Here is a 19,182-nt window from a genome sequence, read left to right as displayed (position 1 = left end):
CAGGGAGCCCTTGGGTGGGGTCATATACACCCCGATGACAGCGGTGGCTTTTCCTGCAAGGTACGCGGTCGGTGGAGTATTTGCAGGTTCCGCTGCACTCTGGTTGCGCACCGTTAGCTATTTGGCCTTGGCGGTGAGGGAGGCATCCTCTATAAGTTTAGGGCCGCGCTTCCCGCGGGTGCCGCGAAGCCCTGCCTGCCTTGAGTGCAATGGCTAGTTTTCGGAAATCGGCGGCATCCCCGGGGTGGTGCTTCGCGCTCCGATTTCTCAAACTGCGATCCTCGGCTGGGCAATTGTGCATGAAGCGTCTACCCGGACATCGGATAATCAATGTATTGATGACGCAGTTCGTTGGATCCAGTGGCTTTGAATTTAACTGAAAATATACCCTATGGGGGTACTTGACTCGATACCCTCTAGGGGTATATCGTCAAGGTATGGAAAACGCAATGGCCGCTGTTGAGGCTCATGCAAAATCATGGAGATGGCTGCAAGGCCAGCCGTTTGCCCAGATGACTTTTCGAGAACCGAAAGATCCCGCGAGAAGAGGAACTCATGAGCAACGAATCAAGCTGCTGCGGATGCAGCTCGAGCGATGAAGAAGCAAATAGCAATACAACAAACACGGAGGACATCATGAGCAACGACATCACCTTGAAGATTGAAGGCATGACCTGCGGGCACTGTGTTTCGTCAGTGACCGAGGAACTCCAAGAGATCCCTGGTGTCAGCAATGTCGAGGTTGACCTCGTCGTCGGTGGAGCCTCTACGGCTACCATCGCCACCAACAAACCAGTCGAGAACTCGATTCTCGAAGCGGCCGTCGCCGAAGCGGGCTACAAGCTCGTTTCCGCGGAAGCCTAAATACCGGCCCCGAGACGGGGCGCGAATAGCTATATGTGCCCGTCTCCGGGAGTGAGAAAGAAGTGGAATCATGAGTAACGACACCGCATTCCCCACCAATCAACGCATCGTCGAGTTGGATATTCAGGGAATGACCTGTGCTTCCTGCGTGGGTCGAGTCGAACGCAAGCTGGGGAAGCTGGAAGGCGTGGAAGCGCTGGTGAATCTTCCGCTGGAGTCCGCTCGCGTGACGGTTCCGGAAGGCGTAACGGACGAAGAGCTGATCTCGACCGTCGAATCCGCCGGCTACAAGGCCAACCTCAAGGTGGACCAATACGCAGAGCAGACAGCCCGTTCGCAGACCGAAACCGCGCGAACCTCCACTGCAGCAGCATCGCTTGAGCCGCCGCGCAGGAACAAGCCCGCCGCGCAGGCAGGCCAGGACCTGAAGACACGCCTCATTGTCGGCGCGATCTTCACCGTGCCGCTGTTCATTATTTCCATGATCCCCGGCGCTCAATTCCCGCATTGGGGTTGGGTTGCGCTGGCGCTTGCCACCCCGGTGACGTTCTGGTCAGCCTGGCCGTTCCACCGTGCCGCTGCCATCAACGCGCGCCATCTGTCCTCCACCATGGACACCCTGGTCTCAATTGGTGTACTTGCGGCTTACTTCTACTCGCTGTGGCAGCTGATTGCGGATCCGAATATCACGGCCCACGTCGGCATGGCCATGAGCGAGCATGCGCTGTACTTCGAGACCGCGGGTGTCGTGGCGACCTTCCTGCTGCTCGGCCGCTGGTTGGAAGCCCGCGCCAAAGTCCGGGCCGGCGACGCGCTTAAGACCTTGCTGGATCTAGGCGCCAAGGAAGCCACATTGATCCGCGAGGGCGTCGAAACCAAGGTTTCAGCGGCCGAGTTGCTTCCTGGCGATGAGTTCATTGTGCGCCCCGGCGAAAAAATTGCCACCGACGGCTTTGTCGTCTCGGGGCACTCGGCGGTGGATACCGCATTGGTTACCGGAGAATCGGTGCCCGTGGAAGTCGGCCCGGATGACACCGTTACCGGTGCAACAATCAACACCTCCGGCGTACTGGTTATTCGTGCTACCCGCGTTGGCAAGGACACCACGCTGGCTCAGATGGGACGCCTGGTATCCCAGGCGCAGACGGGCAAGGCGCCGATCGCTCGACTTGCAGACCGCATCTCCGCGGTCTTCGTGCCGATTGTGCTGGTCATTGCGCTGTCCACCTTTGTTCTCTGGCTATTGCTCACCGGTGATATGGGCTCGGCCGTCGCTGCCGCGGTAGCGGTGCTGGTCATTGCTTGCCCTTGTGCCTTAGGCCTGGCGACTCCTATTGGTTTGCTGGTGGGTACCGGACGCGGGGCCCAGCTGGGCATCCTGATCCGTGGACCGCAAGTCCTGGAAGACACCCGCAAGGTTGACACCGTGCTGCTGGACAAGACCGGCACCGTGACCGAGGGCAACCTTGCGGTCACCTCTACAACCCCGGCGTCGGGATTTGACGAAGAAGAGCTGCTGGCACTGGCCGGCGCGGCGGAAGCGGGGTCTGAGCACCCGATTGCCCAAGCAATTGTCGAAGCGGCGCGTGCCAACGCTTCCTTGGCCGTGGCTACCGGGTTCGTCTCCGCCGCCGGTGGCGGCGTGCGAGCAACGGTGGGTGTGCACACCGTGGTGGCCGGCCGGGAAAGCTGGCTGAAGGAAAATGGGATTGAGCTAACCGATCGGCAGCTCGCGGATCTTGCAACCGCGCAGAGCAGTGGCGCGACCTCGATTATGATCGGCGTGGATGGAGCCTTTGCCGGATTCGTCAACCTGACCGACACCATCAAGGAGTCCTCGGCTGCCGCCATTGCAAGGCTCAAGGGACTTGGGTTGCGCCCGGTATTGCTCACCGGGGATAACAAGGCGGTAGCGCAGCAAGTTGCCGCCAAGGTTGGTATCGCGCCGGAAGACGTGTTCGCGGATGTCTTCCCCGAAGGCAAGGCTCAGGCCGTGCGCCAGCTGCAGGAGCAAGGCAGGGTCGTGGCAATGGTCGGCGACGGCGTCAACGACGCTCCGGCGCTGGCTCAGGCAGACCTTGGCATCGCGATGGGTTCCGGGACGGATGTGGCGATCGAAGCAGCCGACGTCACCATCATGGGCAATGACGTCGAGCAGGTTGCGCAAGCTATCGAGCTTTCCCGCAAGACACTGGGAACTATCAAGATGAACCTGTTCTGGGCGTTTGTCTACAACACCGCTGGTATTCCGGTGGCAGCCCTGGGGTTCTTGAATCCCATGATTGCAGGTGCCGCCATGGCCGCCAGCTCAGTGCTGGTCGTCGCGAACTCGCTGCGGCTGCGTGGGTTCGGACGAAAGCAACGATCAAGCTAGGCTTCGTTTCTAGGCCAAAAACATGAATGCCGGTGTTCCTCCACTAGCGGAGGAACACCGGCATTCTATGTCCGATGAGGTAAGCATCGGATTCCCAAAATCGGTGTTGCCGCACTAAACACGGATGTACGCGGCACCGTCGATTTGAGCGGTGGCTAGGCGCGCCACCGCGGCGCTGACAATTCGAACGCCGGCTGCCAGTCCTTCGCCGTCAACCGCGGCCGAGCGCAGGCTGTTGGCACAGGCACTCACGATGAACCCGGCATCCACTAGCGAAACCACCTCTTGGGCCAGCTCGCTCCCGGTGGCCAGGAGCGCTACCTGCGGGCCCTGGACCACAAGCTCGATGGTCCAATCGGGGAGCTCGGCTCGGGCGTTGCGGGCGACGCGCGCAGCCATCTCCAGATTGGGCTGCGGGGCTTCGCCGGTACCGGCAAGATGGAGCAGGAGATGGTGGTTCATGGTGTTCCCTTCGTGGAAGTGGACTGCGCCGACCGAGCGCTAGCCGATGCCGATAAACGGCGAAGAGCTTCTGCAACCCACCAGGCGAAGAAACCGGCCGCGGCCAGAGTGATCCAGATCCACGTTGGTATGGCCGCGTCGATGTTCGCGGCAGTTGTAGAAATTCCATCGAGGATGTCGTGCGGCAGCAGCTCGCCGGCGGTGGCCAAGCCGCCGGTGAGAAGCATCGCCACACCGACGAGCAAGGTGACTGTTCCGGCGATCAGGGTGTTGCTGTGCAAGTGCAACCGGCCCAGCCGAAGCTGGCGGCCGCGCATCCACCTCCAGCGCATTCCGCCATACTTCTTGACGGCCCATGCCAGAGCGATGATGGGCAGTACCGTGCCAGCGCCGTACACGGAAAGCAGCAGGCCGCCGGCTAGCGGGCTGCCCGAGGTGAGGACCAAGGTCAGGATTGCGCCAAGGACCGGTCCGGTGCAAAAACCTGCGACACCGGCAACGGTACCCAAGAGCGCTGCACCCCATAGCGAGCCCGGAGCGCGTGGTTGGCGTACTCGTGACGGCAAGAATCGCGCGGCGTCAAAGCCGCCGCCAAAAATCTGTAGTAGTCCGAAGGCCACTATCACCCATGCGGCGATGACAATGAGCAGCCCGCGGTCAACGGCAAGGGCGCCGCCGAGCCACCCCATGCCTAGGCCAAGTGGTACCAGCGTGGCTAGCGTGCCGACAAGAAAGGCCAAGCCGATGGCGCCAAGTCGCCGGGTGGAAGTCGCTGCATGGGCAAAGAACGCCGGCAGAAGCATTGCATTGCAAGGGCTAAATAGGCCGAGCAGCCCACCGACAAAGGCAAATAGGATTCCGGCCTCCACTATGGTTGCTCGGCTTCGGCCTTGGCGAGCTCTGCCTCGATTGCCGCCTCGAAGTTGGCCAGTGGCTGGGCGCCGACGAATGGTGTCCGGTTGATGAGGAATGACGGTGTGCTCAATACGCCCAGGGACTGGGCTTCTGCAATATTGCGCTGCACTGCGTCCTTGACCTGGGCGCTGCCCATGTCGGTGACGAGTTTGTCGCCCTCCAGCCCCAGGTCTTCGGCGATCGCAAACAGGGATTCATCGGTGAAGTCTTTTGCCGCGGAGATGTTCCCGCCCTGGGACAGGCGATGGTGGAAGTCGATATAGCCGCCTTGCAGTGCGGCTGCCTGGCCAGCCTGGGCGGCCGTCAGCGAGGCCTCGCCGAAGATGTCCAGATCTCGCCACTCGATCCGCAGCTGCCCGTTGTCTACGTATTTCTCGGTGAGTTTCGGCAGGGTGCTATCGGTCCACTTGGCGCAGAACGGGCATTGGAAATCTGAGTAGGCCACCATGACGACGGGGGCGTCGACCGACCCCACGGCAGTTGGATCCTTTGGATCCAGGCGAGAGACGTCGGGAAAGGCCGGCGGTGCCGCGGGCGTAGCGGGTGCTTCTTGGATGCTCTCCGCTATCGCCGAAGGTGCCTGCGCCGATTCTGGAGCTTTGCCCGGTATTTGGGACCAAATCAGCAAGGCGACGACGATGACGATCGGAATGGGGAGGAGCCAAAACCACGGAAGCCGTTTCCCCTTTGGTGTCCTCGAAGCGGTTTCATTCGTGCTCATCATCTATATTTCCTTCCCTGCCGTCAGGGCGCCAATACTTACTACTACGTTGATTAGTAACAGTACGATGGGGCATAGTAATAAACAAATGCCGGCGGAGCGACCGCCTGCGCTCGGTAAGGAGCTAGGTTGCCAGCGAACGAATGGGTGAAGGGGTTTATCAGTCGGATTCCTTTGTCGGGACAGGCCTTGAGCTTATGGGGGACTCGGCAGTGGCTGGCGGCAATCGCCGCCACCGTGGCGGTAGGAGTGCTTTTGGGGCTCGCAACAGTCTTGATTCCCAACGGCATCTTCACCCGCGAGATCCCCGCGACCCTGTGGAATTACCCAGTGTGGATCGCCACCTCGGGACTCTCAGGACTTCTCTTGGCAAGCTACGTCAAAAATTCAACAGAAATGAATTCAAGTGGTTCCGCGCAGAGTCAGGATCCGGCAACTCGGTCCGCCGAGAAACGGCAAGGAAAAGAAGAAAAAGCGACTTCTAGGCTAGGGCTCACCGGCGGCGTTCTGGCTTGGTTCGCCGTGGGTTGCCCGGTCTGCAATAAAATCGCCCTCTTGGTCTTAGGGTATTCCGGAGCAACTACGTACTTTGCTCCGTTGCAGCCTTGGCTGGCAGGCATCGCAGTGGCATCAACGTTCGTTGCTTTGATTTTCCGGCTTTCCGGCCAAGTCCAGTGTGCTGTACCTGCGCGTCCACGCGTATCGATTGGAGGTCTTCCTCGATGACCAGTGACTCTGTGCCGCCGTCTTTGCCCTTCAGCGTGGAGCATGCCCCGCAGCTCGGGTCCCTGGAGCGACGGGTGATGAACATCTTATGGCGCAGCGGCCAACCGCACACCGCGCGTACCGTACTCGAAATAATGGATGCGGAAGAGGAGGTCACACCTGCTTACACCACGGTCGCCACCGTGCTTGGGCACCTCTTCGACAAGGGACTGCTCGCGCGCACGCTGATCGGGAGAGTCTGGACATACGAGGCCACGCTGACCGGTTGCCAGTTTTCTGCAGCGCATATGGTCCGTTCGTTAACGGAGACGAACAATAAGGAGAACTGCCTCGCGCGGTTCGTGGGCTTGCTTGATGGGGCAGACCGCGCACTCCTGGCGGCGCTGCTGGATGATGCTCGGGACTAGGCGACCAGCTTTCGGCCATATGCAAGATGGGGGATCGCTTCGTAGTCTCCAGGGCAGCCGCCGGCTTCTTGCCTAGGCCAGTGAGAGGAATAATTTCTCCATGTCGGCTCGGTCTAGTTCCGGATTTTCGGATTGCAGGCACTGCTCCAGTCCGGTGGCGATGATGGAGAACCCCGCGCGGTCAATCGCCTTGGAGGCGGCGGATAGCTGCGTGACCACTGCGCGGCAATCGCTTCCCTCTTCCAACATGCGAATCACTGCATTGAGCTGACCCTGTGCCCGCTTGAGCCTGTTGATTGCGGGCTTCATGGTTTCGACTTCAAGCTGCATGGAGGGATCCTTCGGGGTCGTAGTTCAGTTCAGTCTATACCCCTAGGGGTTTCCCTGTCGTGGTTGAGTCCATGCTTTTAAATACCCCCTAGGGTATGTGCAATACTGGATATGCTCGCGGAGATACCCTCGAAAGTGCTACTAAGTTTAGGAAGTGTAAGCATGTGCCGTGCCGTCAATTGTCGCCTATGCCATAAAACAACTTGGGCCGGCTGTGGCCAGCATGTCCAGCAGGTCATGGCTCATATTCCACAAAAAGAGCGCTGCAGTTGCGACCCAAATGCGCCGAAGAAATCACGCTCCGCCCGAGGATTCTTCTCACGCCTTTTGGGTCGGTAGGTGAACGGGGCAACCAGTAATCTGGTGTCAGGTCAAGGGCGAAGGGGCCGTGTTCGAGCCCCCGCAGATCCAGCTCGGCTCCGGCCCTGGTGCTGGAATTGCCTGTGGCAAGGCGTTGGGCGCCATCTAGTCGTTCATTGTTGAATGCAATCGAAGCTTCTCTTGGTAGGGAACTAGCGTGGCGCTGACGACGGAATCGGTTTAATCGCGATGCTGGGCGACGGCCAGCCGGATCTTCAGGCCTGTTTTGTCCATTGAAGTTTTGGTCCTCGGGCCGGGATAGCTTTGAGTCGGACTTTACAATTCGATGTGTCCGCAGGGCGAACACGATGCGGGACGCTGCGCCCCCTGGAATTGGATGACACCGCCTGTGCTCAGCATTGCGTAACAGGTTTATCTGCGGACATTCGGAATGAAGGTTTTAGCCATGCTGGTAGTGATTCGTGGAAATTCGGGGTCTGGTAAGAGCACCATTGCGCGTTTGCTCCAGACCAAGCTCGGGGCGCCGACAGCGGTACTTCAGCAGGACCACTTCAGACGGGTCATCTACCACGAGCGTGAAAACGAAAGCCTAGCTCACAAAGATCTACTCGAAATGGCGGCTACGTATTGCATAGGTCGTGGCCACAACGTGATTCTGGAAGGAATCTTCAACGCCTCCCGATATGGCGAAATGTTAGAGCGCGTGGCAGAACATGTTGATGATGCCCGGTTCTATGCTTTCGACCTGACGTTCGAGGAGACGGCTCTACGGCATTTGAGCAGGGCAAAGGCCACTGAATTTAGCATCGCGGATATGCAAAGTTGGTATCACGGATGGCAGCCCTTGTCGTTTGTTGCAGAGCAGCGAATTCTGGCTGACGAACACCCTGACGAGATCGTTGAACGCATTTTGCATGGCCCTGCGCTTTAGACCCTAGGGCTCACCTTATGCCGGATCCATACGCGGAAATGCATTCGGTACACGGAACGTAGGCGAGAATCGCGAGTCACTTCCAGGGAGCGTTTCAGCCCAACGAGTCTTGTAGGCTCATGACTATGCCAATGCCAGTAATCAACTCCGGCCTGACGTCTATCGTTGACTTTGCGATCGCGGATCTTCCACGCAAGGCGCGTGGCGCGCGTCGAAAAGTCGTCGAAGAAGGTTCCGCCCACGTTGTTGTTCTGCTGGAGCAGCAGGCCGCTATCAGAATCGCGCGAGACAAATTTACCGGCGATCAAATGTGTCGGAGGCAAGAGCTTGTCGACATGATTCCGCGCGATATCGGATTGAATCTGCCCTGGTCGATGGGGCCGGTTATCGAGGTTGACGGCATATCAGCTGTCGCGACGGAATTCATCCCGGGACGCCCATGCCCCGCCGGTGAAGGTTCGCCGGGCGAAATCAGGCGGCTGCTGGATTTGGTGTCCTCCATAGATCTGGTGCCGTTGCGTTCTTTGTTGGCTGAGCCCCTGTCATTTTGCGGAGGCTCGGACTGGCATCGGGTTCAAATCGATGAGGTCCTTCCAAGGATTGAACCACAAATTCGAGCGTTGGCTGGAGAAGCGGTTGAAGCCCTTGCCGGAATCAGTGCTGAGGATCGAGTCTTCTCGCATGGGGATTTGGGCGGCCATAATGTCTTGTGGGATCAAGGACGTGTATCCGGCATTCTGGACTGGGATTTGTCTTCCGGGAGCGATCGTTCAACTGACCTCGCCAGTATGGGAGTCTGGCATGGGTGGGAGAAGCTATCGAAGATTTGCTCCGCCGATCAAGTGCAACGGGCATTGATTCGGAGGAATACCTTCCGGCTTCAACAGGTGGGTTTCCTGATAGTCTCCCAACGCCCAGAGCCTGAGATTCTCGCCGCGGCCGACAATGCATCCAGATGGCTCCGAGAGAACCTTGCCTAGGCCGACACCAGCTGGATGCACAGCGTAGTCGGTGCCTGAAGAAGTCATCGACAGTATGCCTCCAAATCAATCACGGTTTTTCCTCGGATGCATTATGAGTTCTGCGGAATAGCTCCAGTTGTCCGGGCGAATTATGATGGAACTAACCTTTTTTCGACTCCGCGCATACGCGCAAAGCAGCGTCGTTGGACGGGCACATTGCCGGAATCAGAACGCAGCCGCCGTGCGTAAGGCACCTGAGCCTGAAGCGCTGAATGTCGAGACTGGTGACGGAATCGATTATTTGTCTTAGTCCAACAACCGGGGCGAAAACAGGCCCGGAGCCACGATGATCCCGAAACGAGTGGAAACATCCACGGAACCATTCGACAAGTCTTAAGGGATGCGCTGCCACCGGGGTGCAACATGGTTTTTCGGTAATCGATTCTGCTCGACGATCTTTTTGATTGAACTCAACGAGAACTCCATTCCGAGGACCAAGAATATGCACCCTAGTAGTGGCTCGGATCCGTTCGTGTTTACGTTTCACAGGCTAGTTGGCTCAGAACAGCACGAAGCCGTCATTCGAACGCATTATTCGGATGACGGCTTCACCGCGGTGCTCGTGCCGAACTGCTTCAGCTGCTTGGCCGGAAGCATTGCGGAACTCTTTGATCACTTCTCGTAGTAATGCTGAAGCATCCGCAACACGGCTCGGTATCTGACCTCGTAATTCTCAGCAGAATTATAGATCAGCTCGACCTGGAGGCTGTCGACCACCGCCAGATACGCTTCCGTCAGATCGCGCGTTTTCTCGTCTTCCTTGGCCGCAGCTGACACGAATAGGGCTCGCAGCTCGTTTTCGAAGTTACGATATTTGCCAATGATCTTTGCTTCAAGTGCATGCGGCGGGGCATACACGGACCGCAGCAGGAATCGGAAGTTCACTGACGCTGCATACCTCGCGGAAAGTGCCTCCAAGTACTCGATTCCCGGCATTTTCCCGTCCGCTTCGCTAGCGAATGCAGCTTTCGCTGCGGCCTCCTGGTCGGCAAATGCCAAATCCAGAGTCTGCTCGTATAAGGAATCCTTATTGGAGAAGTGCGCATACAGTGAGGCCTTGCGCATGCCTGCGCCTTCGGCGATGACGGTGAGTGATGAGCCATCATAGCCATGTTGCGCAAAATGCTGGGCAGCCACTAAGCAGACGCGTTGGGCTGACGGGGACAGGGGTTTTGCCAATGAAACCTCCACAAGTTCAGGCTTCTGCTAGTGACTTCCGAGATCGGTGATCGCCGGGGCGCGCTTAATGCTCACTCCTACGATGATAAAGGCTACCAAGGAGATGCCCAGAAGGAATCCCAGCCATGCCCCCGTGGATATCCCCACGGCAAGCCCTGCCAAGGGCGTAGCCGCCGAGGAAATGATCAGCTGGAAAGCTCCCAGGAGCGCAGCGGTTGAACCAAGCGCAGTATTTTGCGAAGCCATTGCCAAGGCCATCAACGTCGCTTCGGCTATTCCGACTCCGAGGAGTGCAACAAACATGCCGATGACAATGCCTGCGAGACCCAACCCAATACCTGAGAGAATTAGGCCGATCAGCGCGCCGAGTGCGATCAAGATAGTGCCAATGACGCCGAGTTTGCCGGCGCCGAATTTACCTACCGTGCGCCCGGCAATAATTGCACCGAACATCACGGCGAGCCCGGTTCCACCGAAAACAAGGCCAAAGGTATCTGAACTGAGACCAAACTCCCCCTGGTAGATGAAGGGCGCCCCGCCGATGTAGGCGAAGAGGAAAAAGAACACTGCCGAGAGGCCTAAGGCCGGTAGCAGGAATTGCCCATCCCGTGCGATGCGTCCGTAGGTGCGCATCACCTGGCCCAACCGCAACGACGTTCTGGATTCAGCTGGAAGTGTCTCGCGCAAGCTCACCGTTGAGTTCGCAAACGCGATTGCTGCCAGCCCCGCCAAGACCAGAAGCACAGCACGCCACCCGAAATGCTGGTCGACAAAACCACCGACCGTGGGAGCCAATACCGGAGCCAAGCCTTCGATCGTCATGAGCAATGCAAAGAGCTGCGCGGCTCGGACACCTTGCGCTGCGTCTCGAACCATACTCAGGGCCACGACTAGGGTAAGGGCAGCTGCCAGCCCCTGCAATGTGCGCGACATTAAAAGTATGCCCATTGATGGGCTCATGGCAGCCCATACGGAGGACAGCAGGAAAACGATCAGGGCGGCCAGCAGTGGCCGCCGGCGCCCGAAAGCATCAGTAATCGGCCCGAATACCAGCTGGCCTGCACCCATGGCCAGCAAGTAAACGGTTAAAGTGAGCTGGCCTGAAGCCGCTGTGCCGTTTAAATGCTCCACCACATCGGGCAAGGACGACAGGTACATATCCGTGCCTGCCGGACCAAGAACTGTCACGAGTGCCAATGAGATAGCAAACCATGCACCCACCTTGAGGGGGCGGGAAATTGTAGTAGTCATGCAAACGCCTTCTAAATCAAGAATCTTGCCTACCTATCGGTAGGTAGGTTAAAAAGTATCTGAAAATGTTCCAGATGGCTACCTCGAAACCGAAAATGTGAGGAGTGACGCACGGTATGAATTGGTTGGATCGATCAGGGGGAGTGGCGTAGTAAAAGTGCGGCGCTCGCCGGATGGATGGGAGCTTTTCCATAGTCGGCATCACACCATGCCGGGTGTACTGTGAATCGCAGAGATCAATGGCGGGATTCTCGAAAAGCTATTAGGTGGCTCGTGCTCACTGTTGTCCGGTTGGCGATCGGCACCTGAAGCGATGGGATACTGACAGTTTGCCGGCCCGTGCGAGTTCCAGCCGCGCGGGGTTGCCACGAAGTCGAAAGCCGCACGGTCGGCGAGCAGGAAGCGGGTGGAGTGCATGGCTAGTCGAATTGCGGACATCGTGATCAAGGCACGGAATCCGGAGCGCTTGGCTCGTTTTTGGTGCGCGGCGCTCGGCTACCGGATCACGGGGTCGGACGCGACGGGAGTCGCGATCTCCGGGGCTCCGAATGCCCCGACGATGCTGTTCCTGCGTACGGACGACGTCGTGCCCAGAGCCGAAACGTTGCACTTCGATCTGTGTCCGACAGATAGCGGCCAGGCGGAAGAACTGGAACGGCTCCTGTCGTTGGGGGCCATGTCGACCGATGTGGTCCCGTCGGGCAGTTGGCACGTTCTCACTGACCCGGAGGGCAACAAATTCTGCCTCATGGCCAAACGCATCGCACCGGAGCCAGCGGACTTCCATGATTCATGACGCCGCAACGGGCCGGCGGCGGTGGCTAGGCTGCCTTCGCGAACCGGCAGCCACGGTGATCGACCACCCGGCATGGTTTTGTGAAGTAGGAGAAAGCCTGACTGCTCAAGCGGCTCCCGAGATGCGGCTCATAAAAGTCAACTTCCAGCGATTCTTCGTCCATGCTTGGCGCCAGAAAACAAGTGCAGAGTATACGGAACCCTCACCAGATGCGATTCTACGGTTCAAATAATTCATGCGACCTAGGCAACTGGTTGTTCTAGAGCTCCACCGCACAGCCTTGTATCTTGGTGCCATGCGCGCCATAGGAACTGACCACGCCGAACCACGCGCCTCGGTGAGTTCGCCCTGCTATCGGGTCAATTTTTGCTCGCAACTGCACCCCGGGAATGCATGGAATCTGGATGCCTATGCGCTCGTTGAGTTGCAGGACGTATCCCAGGCGCTCCGGTGAGTGGACGAACAGGCGGAAGGACGCTTGTTCGAGTTGTTCGTCGAGATGGGCTTCGAGCGGGAGGGGACTTTCGGCATTCCGCGAAAAACCGGATAGTCCGCCTGATGGGAAACAACCCCAATGCCGGGAAACCCGTAGAGATGGGAAGCATCAAAAAATAGGAAACGAACCCTCGGGCTGGCTTTACCGCCGGCCAAGAAACCTTGCTCGTCAAATACGGCGTCAGGCCATGTAGGACTGGATCAACAGTGGGATGGCAGTCAGAATTGAATAGAACGAGAGGGCGGCAACGGCGTATCCGATCACGAGCGCAACGATTGCGAGCCAGCGGCCGCGACCGCCCCGTCGGGTGATCTGGTTTAGCGAAACGTGGCCCGCGCCCACCGCAAAGATCGCCAGACCCGAGTTGCCAAGGAACCACATGCTCAAAAGGGTTAAGGCCGCAAGGGCCAGGGCCGTGACGGACAGCTTGTTCAGTGGTTCCGAGCCCGTGTGTGGCGACACGCTTTGCGTTGCCATGGTTCCTCCATCGTTTGCTGTTAGTGCTGAGCCTAGACGTTGATGCACTCGAAAAGCCAGCGAGGTAGCTGAAGCTTCTCTGCCCGTCGGAGAGGGCCGCCGAAGACGGAGGAAGCGGCAGCCAATGGTGGTTGCCATCAACTCTCGAATCGAAACCCTGTCCATGCTCGCGTTGGTTTGCTCCGGCACTATTGAGTACTTATGGTCCGTCGTGGAAGGCGGTGTTCTGTTTCCTGAACGGCAACGTGATTTCCTTTTTTGCAATCCGTTTGAAGGGGCGCTGGCTTAGACCGCACCAATATTGGTGCTCCATATTGATTTGTCCCATAGGACGGTCACTGGTCGGGACCTGGATCCATGGTGCGGCGTAGCCCTGTTTCCGAGAAGCGCTCGGTCCGCTAGCGGCGCCCGCTACGGACACGTTCTCGGGCGAAGCCATCGACGTGCTGGTCCCAGGTGCGATATCTGGACCAACACTGGCGCAAGGAATCTCGACTGGCTCAACGGATATCCGAGCATACTTCCTGGTTTAGGACGAGGGGACTTGTTCAAGAACCGGGTGACTCGCTGGTGGCGAGTTCTTCGGCCAATTCCATGCAGCGCAGGCGGGCCGGGGAGAAATCGTAGGGCATCTTTCCAATAGCTTCGATTGCGCTCATGGTCTCTGGCCCCGTGCCAGGGTCTTGGTCGACTCCGCTCTCATCTTCATCTTCGTTCTCGGGGTGCAACGCGTCCCAGGAGTCGACGATCGCTTCGTCGCTCAGCGCCAGGCTGGAACCCTCGATGACTGCGTGCAGCTGCAATTCGAATGCGTGCCGTTTGGCAGCTACCAGTGCCACACGCGGGTCCTCGGCAGCGATCGTGTCATCGAGTGCCTCCTCGGCGATATCAACACGGTCGGATTCTTCTTGCAGACCCGGGTGGGTCGCTATGGCAATGAAACGGGTGGCTTGGAGGGCCGCGCCGAGCGGGCCGAAGATCCGCTCTGTGACCAGCAGGCTGTCCAGATCCGCCTGGCGCAGGGAGCCCTTGGGCAGGGGCTTGAGGCGGCAGGTGACGAAGTCGGAAAGTAATCCCATTCTGCCATCTGGGGTGCGCATGCGTTGCGCGATAGCGGCGTTTTGCACGCTGTCGGCACCAACAGGAGCCGTGCCGGCAAAGGCGTCACGGATCTCCTCCGAGGCGAACCCGGCGCCGGTCATCTTGTGGATCCACAGCAGCCGGATCATGTCTTCGTAGCCGTATCGGGGGCGGTCATCGCTGCCCCGTTCGGGCTCGGGGAGCAGGCCAATCTCGTGATAGCGACGGATCGCCTGCGGTGTGGTGCCGACGAATGCTGCCGCGTCGCCGATATTGACCTGACGCGGCGGGATAAAGGACAAAGGCAAAACGGGACCTTCCTTAGTGGATCGAATCGTGACGCCAAATGCCTCACCGCTGAAAACTCAACCGCCGGACTGACTCCAAGGGGCAACCACGATCATTGTTTTCCCTGCAAGAACGTGCTCACCTTGTAGGCTACAGCCATTCGCCACGGGGTCGCGGCTGTCAACACGCGAGGCGGTTACAGCGGAGACTGCCTCAAGGTCAACGTATCCACTCGGTTTGGCGGCATTTACTTCCGCACCGCAGTACTCGGATATTTGACCTACGTCATCCGGATCTGCCGCCGGCGTCAGCGAAGCAACCTTCCTGTGCCCGCTCGCAGGCCCTTGGGGGAACGCCGGCAGGTGGAACCGTCATCGCGGCGCTGCCCGCCGCGGCATCACCTGCGCCCTGGGCATCCGGGTACGATTTTGGGATGAAGACTGTCCGATTTCCGGTGGCTCGTCTCAAGTGGGACGTCGTGTCCGCTGTCGTTCTCATCGGCTTGTCGGCTTGTCGTTCGTGCCGGGTGTGGCGCAGCAGGGGCTCGAGCTGGCTGCGTCGCCCGATCACCGGCTCAATCCGCTCGGCGTTTGTCTGATCGTGATCCAGGGAGGCTCGGTCGCGATACTGCGCCGCTGGCCGCAGTGGTCCTTGGCGCTGGCCTTTGCGGCGTTCGCGGCGTACCAATTGCTCGGGTTCCCCACCACCTTCGCCGCCCTCGGTCTGCTCGTTGCCCTGGTGGGCGCGGGGCATTGCTCCAGCGGCACCGGATGCTGACTTCGCTGCTCGTCCTAGGCGGCTATGCCGCGCTCGCCGCGGCGCTGATTCCGCTCGACGCGGCACTGACAGTCTCCGACGCGCTGGCTTTCGGAGCGCTTCTGGCGGCGCTGTGGTTCTTCGGCTCGTGGCTCCGATCGCAGGCCGCGATGCGTCGCAGCCGCACCGAGGCGGCCGAACGGGAGACGATCACGGCCGAACGGGCGCGGATCGCCCACGAGCTGCACGACGTGGTCACCCATCATGTGACCGCGATGGTGGTGCAGGCCGAGGCCGGTCAGTTTCGTCCGAATCTCGATCGGGGGACGCTGGATCTGCTGGCCTCCGTCGCCGACGGGGGCAGAACGACGCTGGAGGACTTGCGCAGCCTGCTCGGGGCGCTGGACGGGAAGGCTGAGAGCACTCGTGCGCCCGCCGAGCAGCAGGTCAGCGACGTCGTCTCCCGGGCCCGCTCGGCCGGTCAGCTAGTCGAATTCGTGGAGCGCGGCGCGCGCCGCCCATTGACGCGAGCCACCGGACTGGTGACAGTCCGGGTAGTCCAAGAGAGTCTCACGAATGCGATGAAGCACTCGCGCGACGGTGCCGCAGCGGTGGAAGTCGCCTACGGCCAACATGAGATCATGGTCGAAGTGGTCAGTTCCGGCCGCCGCCGCAAGAGAATGGCATCAGTATCGGGAGGCCGGGGGATCATCGGTATGCGTGAACGGGTGGAACTGGCAGGCGGGGAGCTGCAGGCCGAACCGGTGGACCAGCGGTTCGTGGTTCGCGTGCGGATTCCGCGGTGAGCGCGGCCGCCGCGAACACGCCGATCCGCGTCGTGATCTGCGATGACCAAGAGGTTGTGCGCACCGGATTTGCGACGATCATCAATGCCCAGCCCGATCTTGCGGTTATCGGCGAGGCGGCAGACGGGGAAGAAGCCTTACGGGTCACCCGCCGCGAGTGCCCGGATGTCGTAGTGATGGACATCCGCATGCCGCTGCTGGACGGGATCGAAGCGACCAGGAGAATAGCCGGACCGCAGGTTTCGGATGCCGCACGCGTCCTGGTGGTGACCACATTCTCCTTGGACTCTCTGGTGTACGACGCGCTGCGCGCCGGCGCGAGCGGCTTCCTGCTCAAAGATGCCAGGCCCGCCGAGCTGGCGGCGGCCATCCGGACCATCGCCGCGGGCGACTCGCTGATCGCACCGGCGGTGACGCGGTCCTTGATCGGACGCTACGCTGAACGGTTGCGGCCCTCCGCGCAGGATGCTGCGATCTTCGAAGCACTCACCGCGCAGGATGCTGCGATCTTCGAAGCACTCACCGCACGGGAACGCGAAGTGCTGATCCTCATCGCCGAGGGGCTGTCAAACGCGGAGATCGCGGCTCAGCTGGTGATCAGCCATGAGACGGTGAAGACCTATGTGTCGCGCATCCTGACCAAGCTTGAGCTGCGTGACCGGGTGCAGGCCGTAGTGCTCGCGCACAGAACGGGACTGGCCGCCTGGTCTTGAGGCCGTACGGATCGCAGATCACCAGGAACTCTGGGTCCCCCGAGCGAGGGATCCCAAATGTCCGCTCGCGGGGGATTCGCCGTGTTCTCGAACGCCGTAACGTCATGCTCAGACCCCGAAGCCGAGTAGGGGATAAGGAGCAAAAATGACAAAGTCCACGCAGGATCTCAAGCCAGCAGCCAAGCCCGGAGTCATGGACCCCGGAACTCGTTCCTGGATCAAAACGGCCATGATGGTCACCGGATTAGCCGTGGCGATGCTGGCGACTAATGCCATCGCCGCCTGGCTGCGCAACCCTGTGGCCGCGCTGGCCATCGGCCCCATCCTGGCGGCTGCCATGATCTGCCTGTACATCTGGACCGGTCGAAGGGTCGAACGCCGCAAGGTAGAAGAATTCCCATCGGACCACGGCGTCCGCCACCTGCTGGCCGGAACGGGGCTCGGAGTGCTGATGTCCGGCGCGACGGTGGGCATCCTCGCCCTTTTCGGCGCGTACACGATCACCGGCTGGGGGTCCATTTCCGGCATGCTGGCCGTCGCCGGAATGATGTGCGCGATCGCCGTTTCGGAAGAAGTATTCTTCCGCGGAGTCGTGTTCCGCCTGCTGCGCGGCCGCTGGGGCACAGCCGTGGCGCTTGGCGCCTCGGCGATCCTCTTCGGGCTCGTTCACCTGGTTAATCCGGATGCTTCGCTGTGGGGCGCCTTCGCCATCATGATCGAAGCCGGAATCATGCTGGGCGCCGCATACCTTGCCACCGGATCGCTTTGGCTGGCGATCGGGGTGCACTTCGGCTGGAACTTTGCGACAACGGGCCTTTTCGGATCGATCACCTCGGGTTCCGAGGCCCGCGATTCGCTGGTCACCGCGGTGACCAGCGGACCGGACTGGCTTTCCGGGGGAAGCTTCGGGCCGGAAGCCAGCATCGTCGCCATCTTGGTGTGCTCGGTGGCTACCGTGGTGTTTCTGGCCGTTGCGCGTCGTCGGGGCCGGCTTTCGCTTCCACGTCGCTGATCGCCCGGGGCCGAATCATTATGCCGGGCCAGGGCTCGGCATTTGACCGAGTGCAGTGATTCGTGGGGCAGAAAAAGTCCTTCATCCAGAAGCCCTGGACCGTGCGGTGACACAGGCAACCGATCCAGCGAACTGTCTGTCTGGTCTCCCACGGCCAAGGGCATCGGCTGCCGTCCGGTATCCGGTTGGGCCGCCCCGATACGGAGAACCCCTGATGCGCCAAAGCGGGAATAATGGGTATTGGATTCAAGGCTGCTCGAACGGCGGCTCTGGGAATCCGTTCGGAACGGCTGTAATTAGGAGTGCGAATGCCAAGAGATTTCAAGAAGCTACTCGGGGTTCTTGGCGGTTTGACGCTGCTGGGGCTTAATGTCGCGGTCGTAGCATTTTTCTTTCTCTGGCAGATTGCGGACAGCGCCGCCGTCAACCGAATGGAGGCGGCCGCTGGAATCGATCCCGCCCAGATGCTACCCGATGCGAATCCATTGTGGATTGCAGCTCATGCTTCACTGCTCATGGTGCTGGCCGCTGATGTACTGGCCGTGGTGTTCGCCGTGATGCTGGTGAAAACACTCCACCGTACTCGCTCAGGCGTCGTTGCGGCTTCGGGCTAATCCGTCTTTTAGCGCTGATTTGGGTAGGGGGATTGTGCGAGTTGCCGCTGACAGCTTGGACCCAATACTTGTAGACGAGCTCGGCGCTCGAACCGCGGAGGCGCTGTGCGGCAAACAGTGTCGGGACAACTAATCGCAGACCATGCCAATTCATTCATTTCGAATCGAGAACCAGCGAGGCGCATTTTTCCAAACGGAACAGTCGCACCGTTCCGGAAGGTGGGCGCTGGCCTGCCGCCGGATCTAAGGTGTGGCATGACCCTGATTGCGATAACTGATCGTTCCGATTGAGGAACCTTTACGGGGGCACCGTGAAATCATCGTTGGTCACGGCGGCCACGCATCGACGAATCAGATCTTGATCCTCGCCTTCCTGCGCGCTCGTATCTCCGCACCAGTGAGAACCGTCGGAACTGACTGCAGCGAAGTGATTGAACCCCGGGCCTTGCCCACCATGCCCAACAACAACTGGAGGTAGACCGCGCGTCATAAGTCCCAGCCCGTACCCAGCTTCCGGCGACATTGGATGATTCTGCGAAGCACCAACCAAATGGGTCTTCAACATTGCTTCAGGCAAAGCCGACCCCAGCTCGTTTCGCATGATTAACGCAATGCCGCGTGCAGCTTCATCGGGTGTGGCT

At 59.8% G+C, this 19,182-nt stretch carries 21 protein-coding genes; 12 read left to right on the top strand and 9 right to left on the bottom strand.

Annotation, left to right across the window (positions count from 1 at the left end):
* Window positions 1–636: 636 nt before the first annotated feature.
* Window positions 637–864 carry a heavy-metal-associated domain-containing protein gene (locus ACT3UQ_RS18670; RefSeq protein ID WP_105553935.1) on the top strand — a complete coding sequence of 76 codons (228 nt, stop codon included), beginning with the start codon at window positions 637–639 and terminating at the stop codon, window positions 862–864.
* Between the two features lie 70 nt (window positions 865–934).
* Entirely contained in the window at window positions 935–3,238 is a 2,304-nt protein-coding gene (locus ACT3UQ_RS18665; RefSeq protein ID WP_105570228.1) for a heavy metal translocating P-type ATPase, read from the top strand.
* A gap of 114 nt (window positions 3,239–3,352) precedes the next feature.
* On the opposite strand, the gene ACT3UQ_RS18660 is transcribed toward ACT3UQ_RS18665, so the two are convergent.
* From ACT3UQ_RS18660 to ACT3UQ_RS18650, 3 genes are read right to left on the bottom strand one after another with little or no spacing between them, the layout of a single operon-like run.
* Window positions 3,353–3,700 (bottom strand): DsrE family protein, encoded by a 348-nt coding sequence (locus ACT3UQ_RS18660; RefSeq protein ID WP_105553875.1) that lies wholly within the window; start codon window positions 3,698–3,700, stop codon window positions 3,353–3,355.
* Complete coding sequence (locus ACT3UQ_RS18655) at window positions 3,697–4,569, bottom strand: cytochrome c biogenesis CcdA family protein (RefSeq protein ID WP_105553874.1); 873 nt, start codon at window positions 4,567–4,569, stop codon at window positions 3,697–3,699. The genes ACT3UQ_RS18660 and ACT3UQ_RS18655 overlap by 4 nt, the downstream gene beginning before the upstream one ends.
* Complete coding sequence (locus ACT3UQ_RS18650) at window positions 4,569–5,336, bottom strand: DsbA family protein (RefSeq protein ID WP_444637690.1); 768 nt, start codon at window positions 5,334–5,336, stop codon at window positions 4,569–4,571. The genes ACT3UQ_RS18655 and ACT3UQ_RS18650 overlap by 1 nt, the downstream gene beginning before the upstream one ends.
* Window positions 5,337–5,465: 129 nt before the next feature.
* Between ACT3UQ_RS18650 and ACT3UQ_RS18645 the strand changes: the two genes are divergently transcribed.
* Window positions 5,466–6,062: a hypothetical protein gene (locus ACT3UQ_RS18645; protein WP_105553872.1), complete on the top strand. Its 597-nt coding sequence runs from the start codon at window positions 5,466–5,468 to the stop codon at window positions 6,060–6,062.
* On the top strand, window positions 6,059–6,469 hold the full coding sequence (locus ACT3UQ_RS18640; RefSeq protein WP_105553871.1) for a BlaI/MecI/CopY family transcriptional regulator: 411 nt from the start codon (window positions 6,059–6,061) through the stop codon (window positions 6,467–6,469). The genes ACT3UQ_RS18645 and ACT3UQ_RS18640 overlap by 4 nt, the downstream gene beginning before the upstream one ends.
* 72 nt (window positions 6,470–6,541) lie before the next feature.
* On the opposite strand, the gene ACT3UQ_RS18635 is transcribed toward ACT3UQ_RS18640, so the two are convergent.
* Window positions 6,542–6,799: a metal-sensitive transcriptional regulator gene (locus ACT3UQ_RS18635; protein ID WP_105553870.1), complete on the bottom strand. Its 258-nt coding sequence runs from the start codon at window positions 6,797–6,799 to the stop codon at window positions 6,542–6,544.
* Window positions 6,800–7,565: 766 nt separating this feature from the next.
* Between ACT3UQ_RS18635 and ACT3UQ_RS18630 the strand changes: the two genes are divergently transcribed.
* Both ACT3UQ_RS18630 and ACT3UQ_RS18625 read left to right on the top strand, forming a co-directional pair.
* On the top strand, window positions 7,566–8,051 hold the full coding sequence (locus tag ACT3UQ_RS18630; RefSeq protein ID WP_181148601.1) for a zeta toxin family protein: 486 nt from the start codon (window positions 7,566–7,568) through the stop codon (window positions 8,049–8,051).
* Between the two features lie 131 nt (window positions 8,052–8,182).
* A complete protein-coding gene (locus tag ACT3UQ_RS18625; RefSeq protein ID WP_444637689.1) occupies window positions 8,183–9,031 on the top strand; it encodes a phosphotransferase in 849 nt (282 codons plus the stop codon).
* Window positions 9,032–9,685: 654 nt separating this feature from the next.
* Here ACT3UQ_RS18625 and ACT3UQ_RS18620 read toward each other — a convergent pair.
* On the bottom strand, window positions 9,686–10,210 hold the full coding sequence (locus ACT3UQ_RS18620; protein ID WP_181148599.1) for a TetR/AcrR family transcriptional regulator: 525 nt from the start codon (window positions 10,208–10,210) through the stop codon (window positions 9,686–9,688).
* Window positions 10,211–10,279: 69 nt separating this feature from the next.
* Window positions 10,280–11,503, bottom strand: a complete 1,224-nt coding sequence (locus tag ACT3UQ_RS18615) for a multidrug effflux MFS transporter (protein WP_105553866.1) — start codon at window positions 11,501–11,503, stop codon at window positions 10,280–10,282.
* Between the two features lie 415 nt (window positions 11,504–11,918).
* Between ACT3UQ_RS18615 and ACT3UQ_RS18610 the strand changes: the two genes are divergently transcribed.
* Window positions 11,919–12,299: a VOC family protein gene (locus ACT3UQ_RS18610; protein ID WP_105553865.1), complete on the top strand. Its 381-nt coding sequence runs from the start codon at window positions 11,919–11,921 to the stop codon at window positions 12,297–12,299.
* A gap of 676 nt (window positions 12,300–12,975) precedes the next feature.
* Here the strand turns inward: ACT3UQ_RS18610 and ACT3UQ_RS18605 are convergent.
* Window positions 12,976–13,272 (bottom strand): DUF4190 domain-containing protein, encoded by a 297-nt coding sequence (locus tag ACT3UQ_RS18605; RefSeq protein ID WP_105553864.1) that lies wholly within the window; start codon window positions 13,270–13,272, stop codon window positions 12,976–12,978.
* A 124-nt stretch (window positions 13,273–13,396) separates the two neighbouring features.
* Here ACT3UQ_RS18605 and ACT3UQ_RS18600 point away from each other — a divergent pair, with 124 nt between their 5' ends.
* Window positions 13,397–13,561, top strand: coding sequence for a hypothetical protein (locus tag ACT3UQ_RS18600; RefSeq protein ID WP_181148597.1), 165 nt, complete (start codon window positions 13,397–13,399; stop codon window positions 13,559–13,561).
* 259 nt (window positions 13,562–13,820) lie between these two features.
* Here the strand turns inward: ACT3UQ_RS18600 and ACT3UQ_RS18595 are convergent, their stop codons facing one another.
* Window positions 13,821–14,660: a MerR family transcriptional regulator gene (locus ACT3UQ_RS18595; RefSeq protein WP_105553863.1), complete on the bottom strand. Its 840-nt coding sequence runs from the start codon at window positions 14,658–14,660 to the stop codon at window positions 13,821–13,823.
* A 570-nt stretch (window positions 14,661–15,230) separates the two neighbouring features.
* On the opposite strand from ACT3UQ_RS18595, the gene ACT3UQ_RS18590 reads away from it, so the two are divergent.
* The 4 genes from ACT3UQ_RS18590 to ACT3UQ_RS18575 all read left to right on the top strand — a co-directional run bounded on the left by ACT3UQ_RS18590 (window position 15,231) and on the right by ACT3UQ_RS18575 (window position 18,541).
* Window positions 15,231–16,202 carry a sensor histidine kinase gene (locus tag ACT3UQ_RS18590; protein WP_444637688.1) on the top strand — a complete coding sequence of 324 codons (972 nt, stop codon included), beginning with the start codon at window positions 15,231–15,233 and terminating at the stop codon, window positions 16,200–16,202.
* Window positions 16,199–16,915, top strand: coding sequence for a response regulator (locus tag ACT3UQ_RS18585; protein WP_105553860.1), 717 nt, complete (start codon window positions 16,199–16,201; stop codon window positions 16,913–16,915). The genes ACT3UQ_RS18590 and ACT3UQ_RS18585 overlap by 4 nt, the downstream gene beginning before the upstream one ends.
* 145 nt (window positions 16,916–17,060) lie before the next feature.
* Window positions 17,061–17,927, top strand: a complete 867-nt coding sequence (locus ACT3UQ_RS18580) for a lysostaphin resistance A-like protein (protein ID WP_444637687.1) — start codon at window positions 17,061–17,063, stop codon at window positions 17,925–17,927.
* A gap of 308 nt (window positions 17,928–18,235) precedes the next feature.
* Complete coding sequence (locus tag ACT3UQ_RS18575) at window positions 18,236–18,541, top strand: hypothetical protein (protein ID WP_444637685.1); 306 nt, start codon at window positions 18,236–18,238, stop codon at window positions 18,539–18,541.
* 298 nt (window positions 18,542–18,839) lie between these two features.
* Here the strand turns inward: ACT3UQ_RS18575 and ACT3UQ_RS18570 are convergent.
* Window positions 18,840–19,182 (bottom strand): hypothetical protein (locus ACT3UQ_RS18570; RefSeq protein ID WP_444637684.1); only part of this gene is annotated, 343 nt, incomplete at its 5' end.

It is taken from the genome of Glutamicibacter sp. AOP12-B1-11, from assembly GCF_052379245.1.
Classification (GTDB): Bacteria; Actinomycetota; Actinomycetes; order Actinomycetales; family Micrococcaceae; genus Glutamicibacter.
Note: the sequence above shows the minus strand (reverse complement) of the source record. Positions and strands in the feature narration are given on the sequence as shown.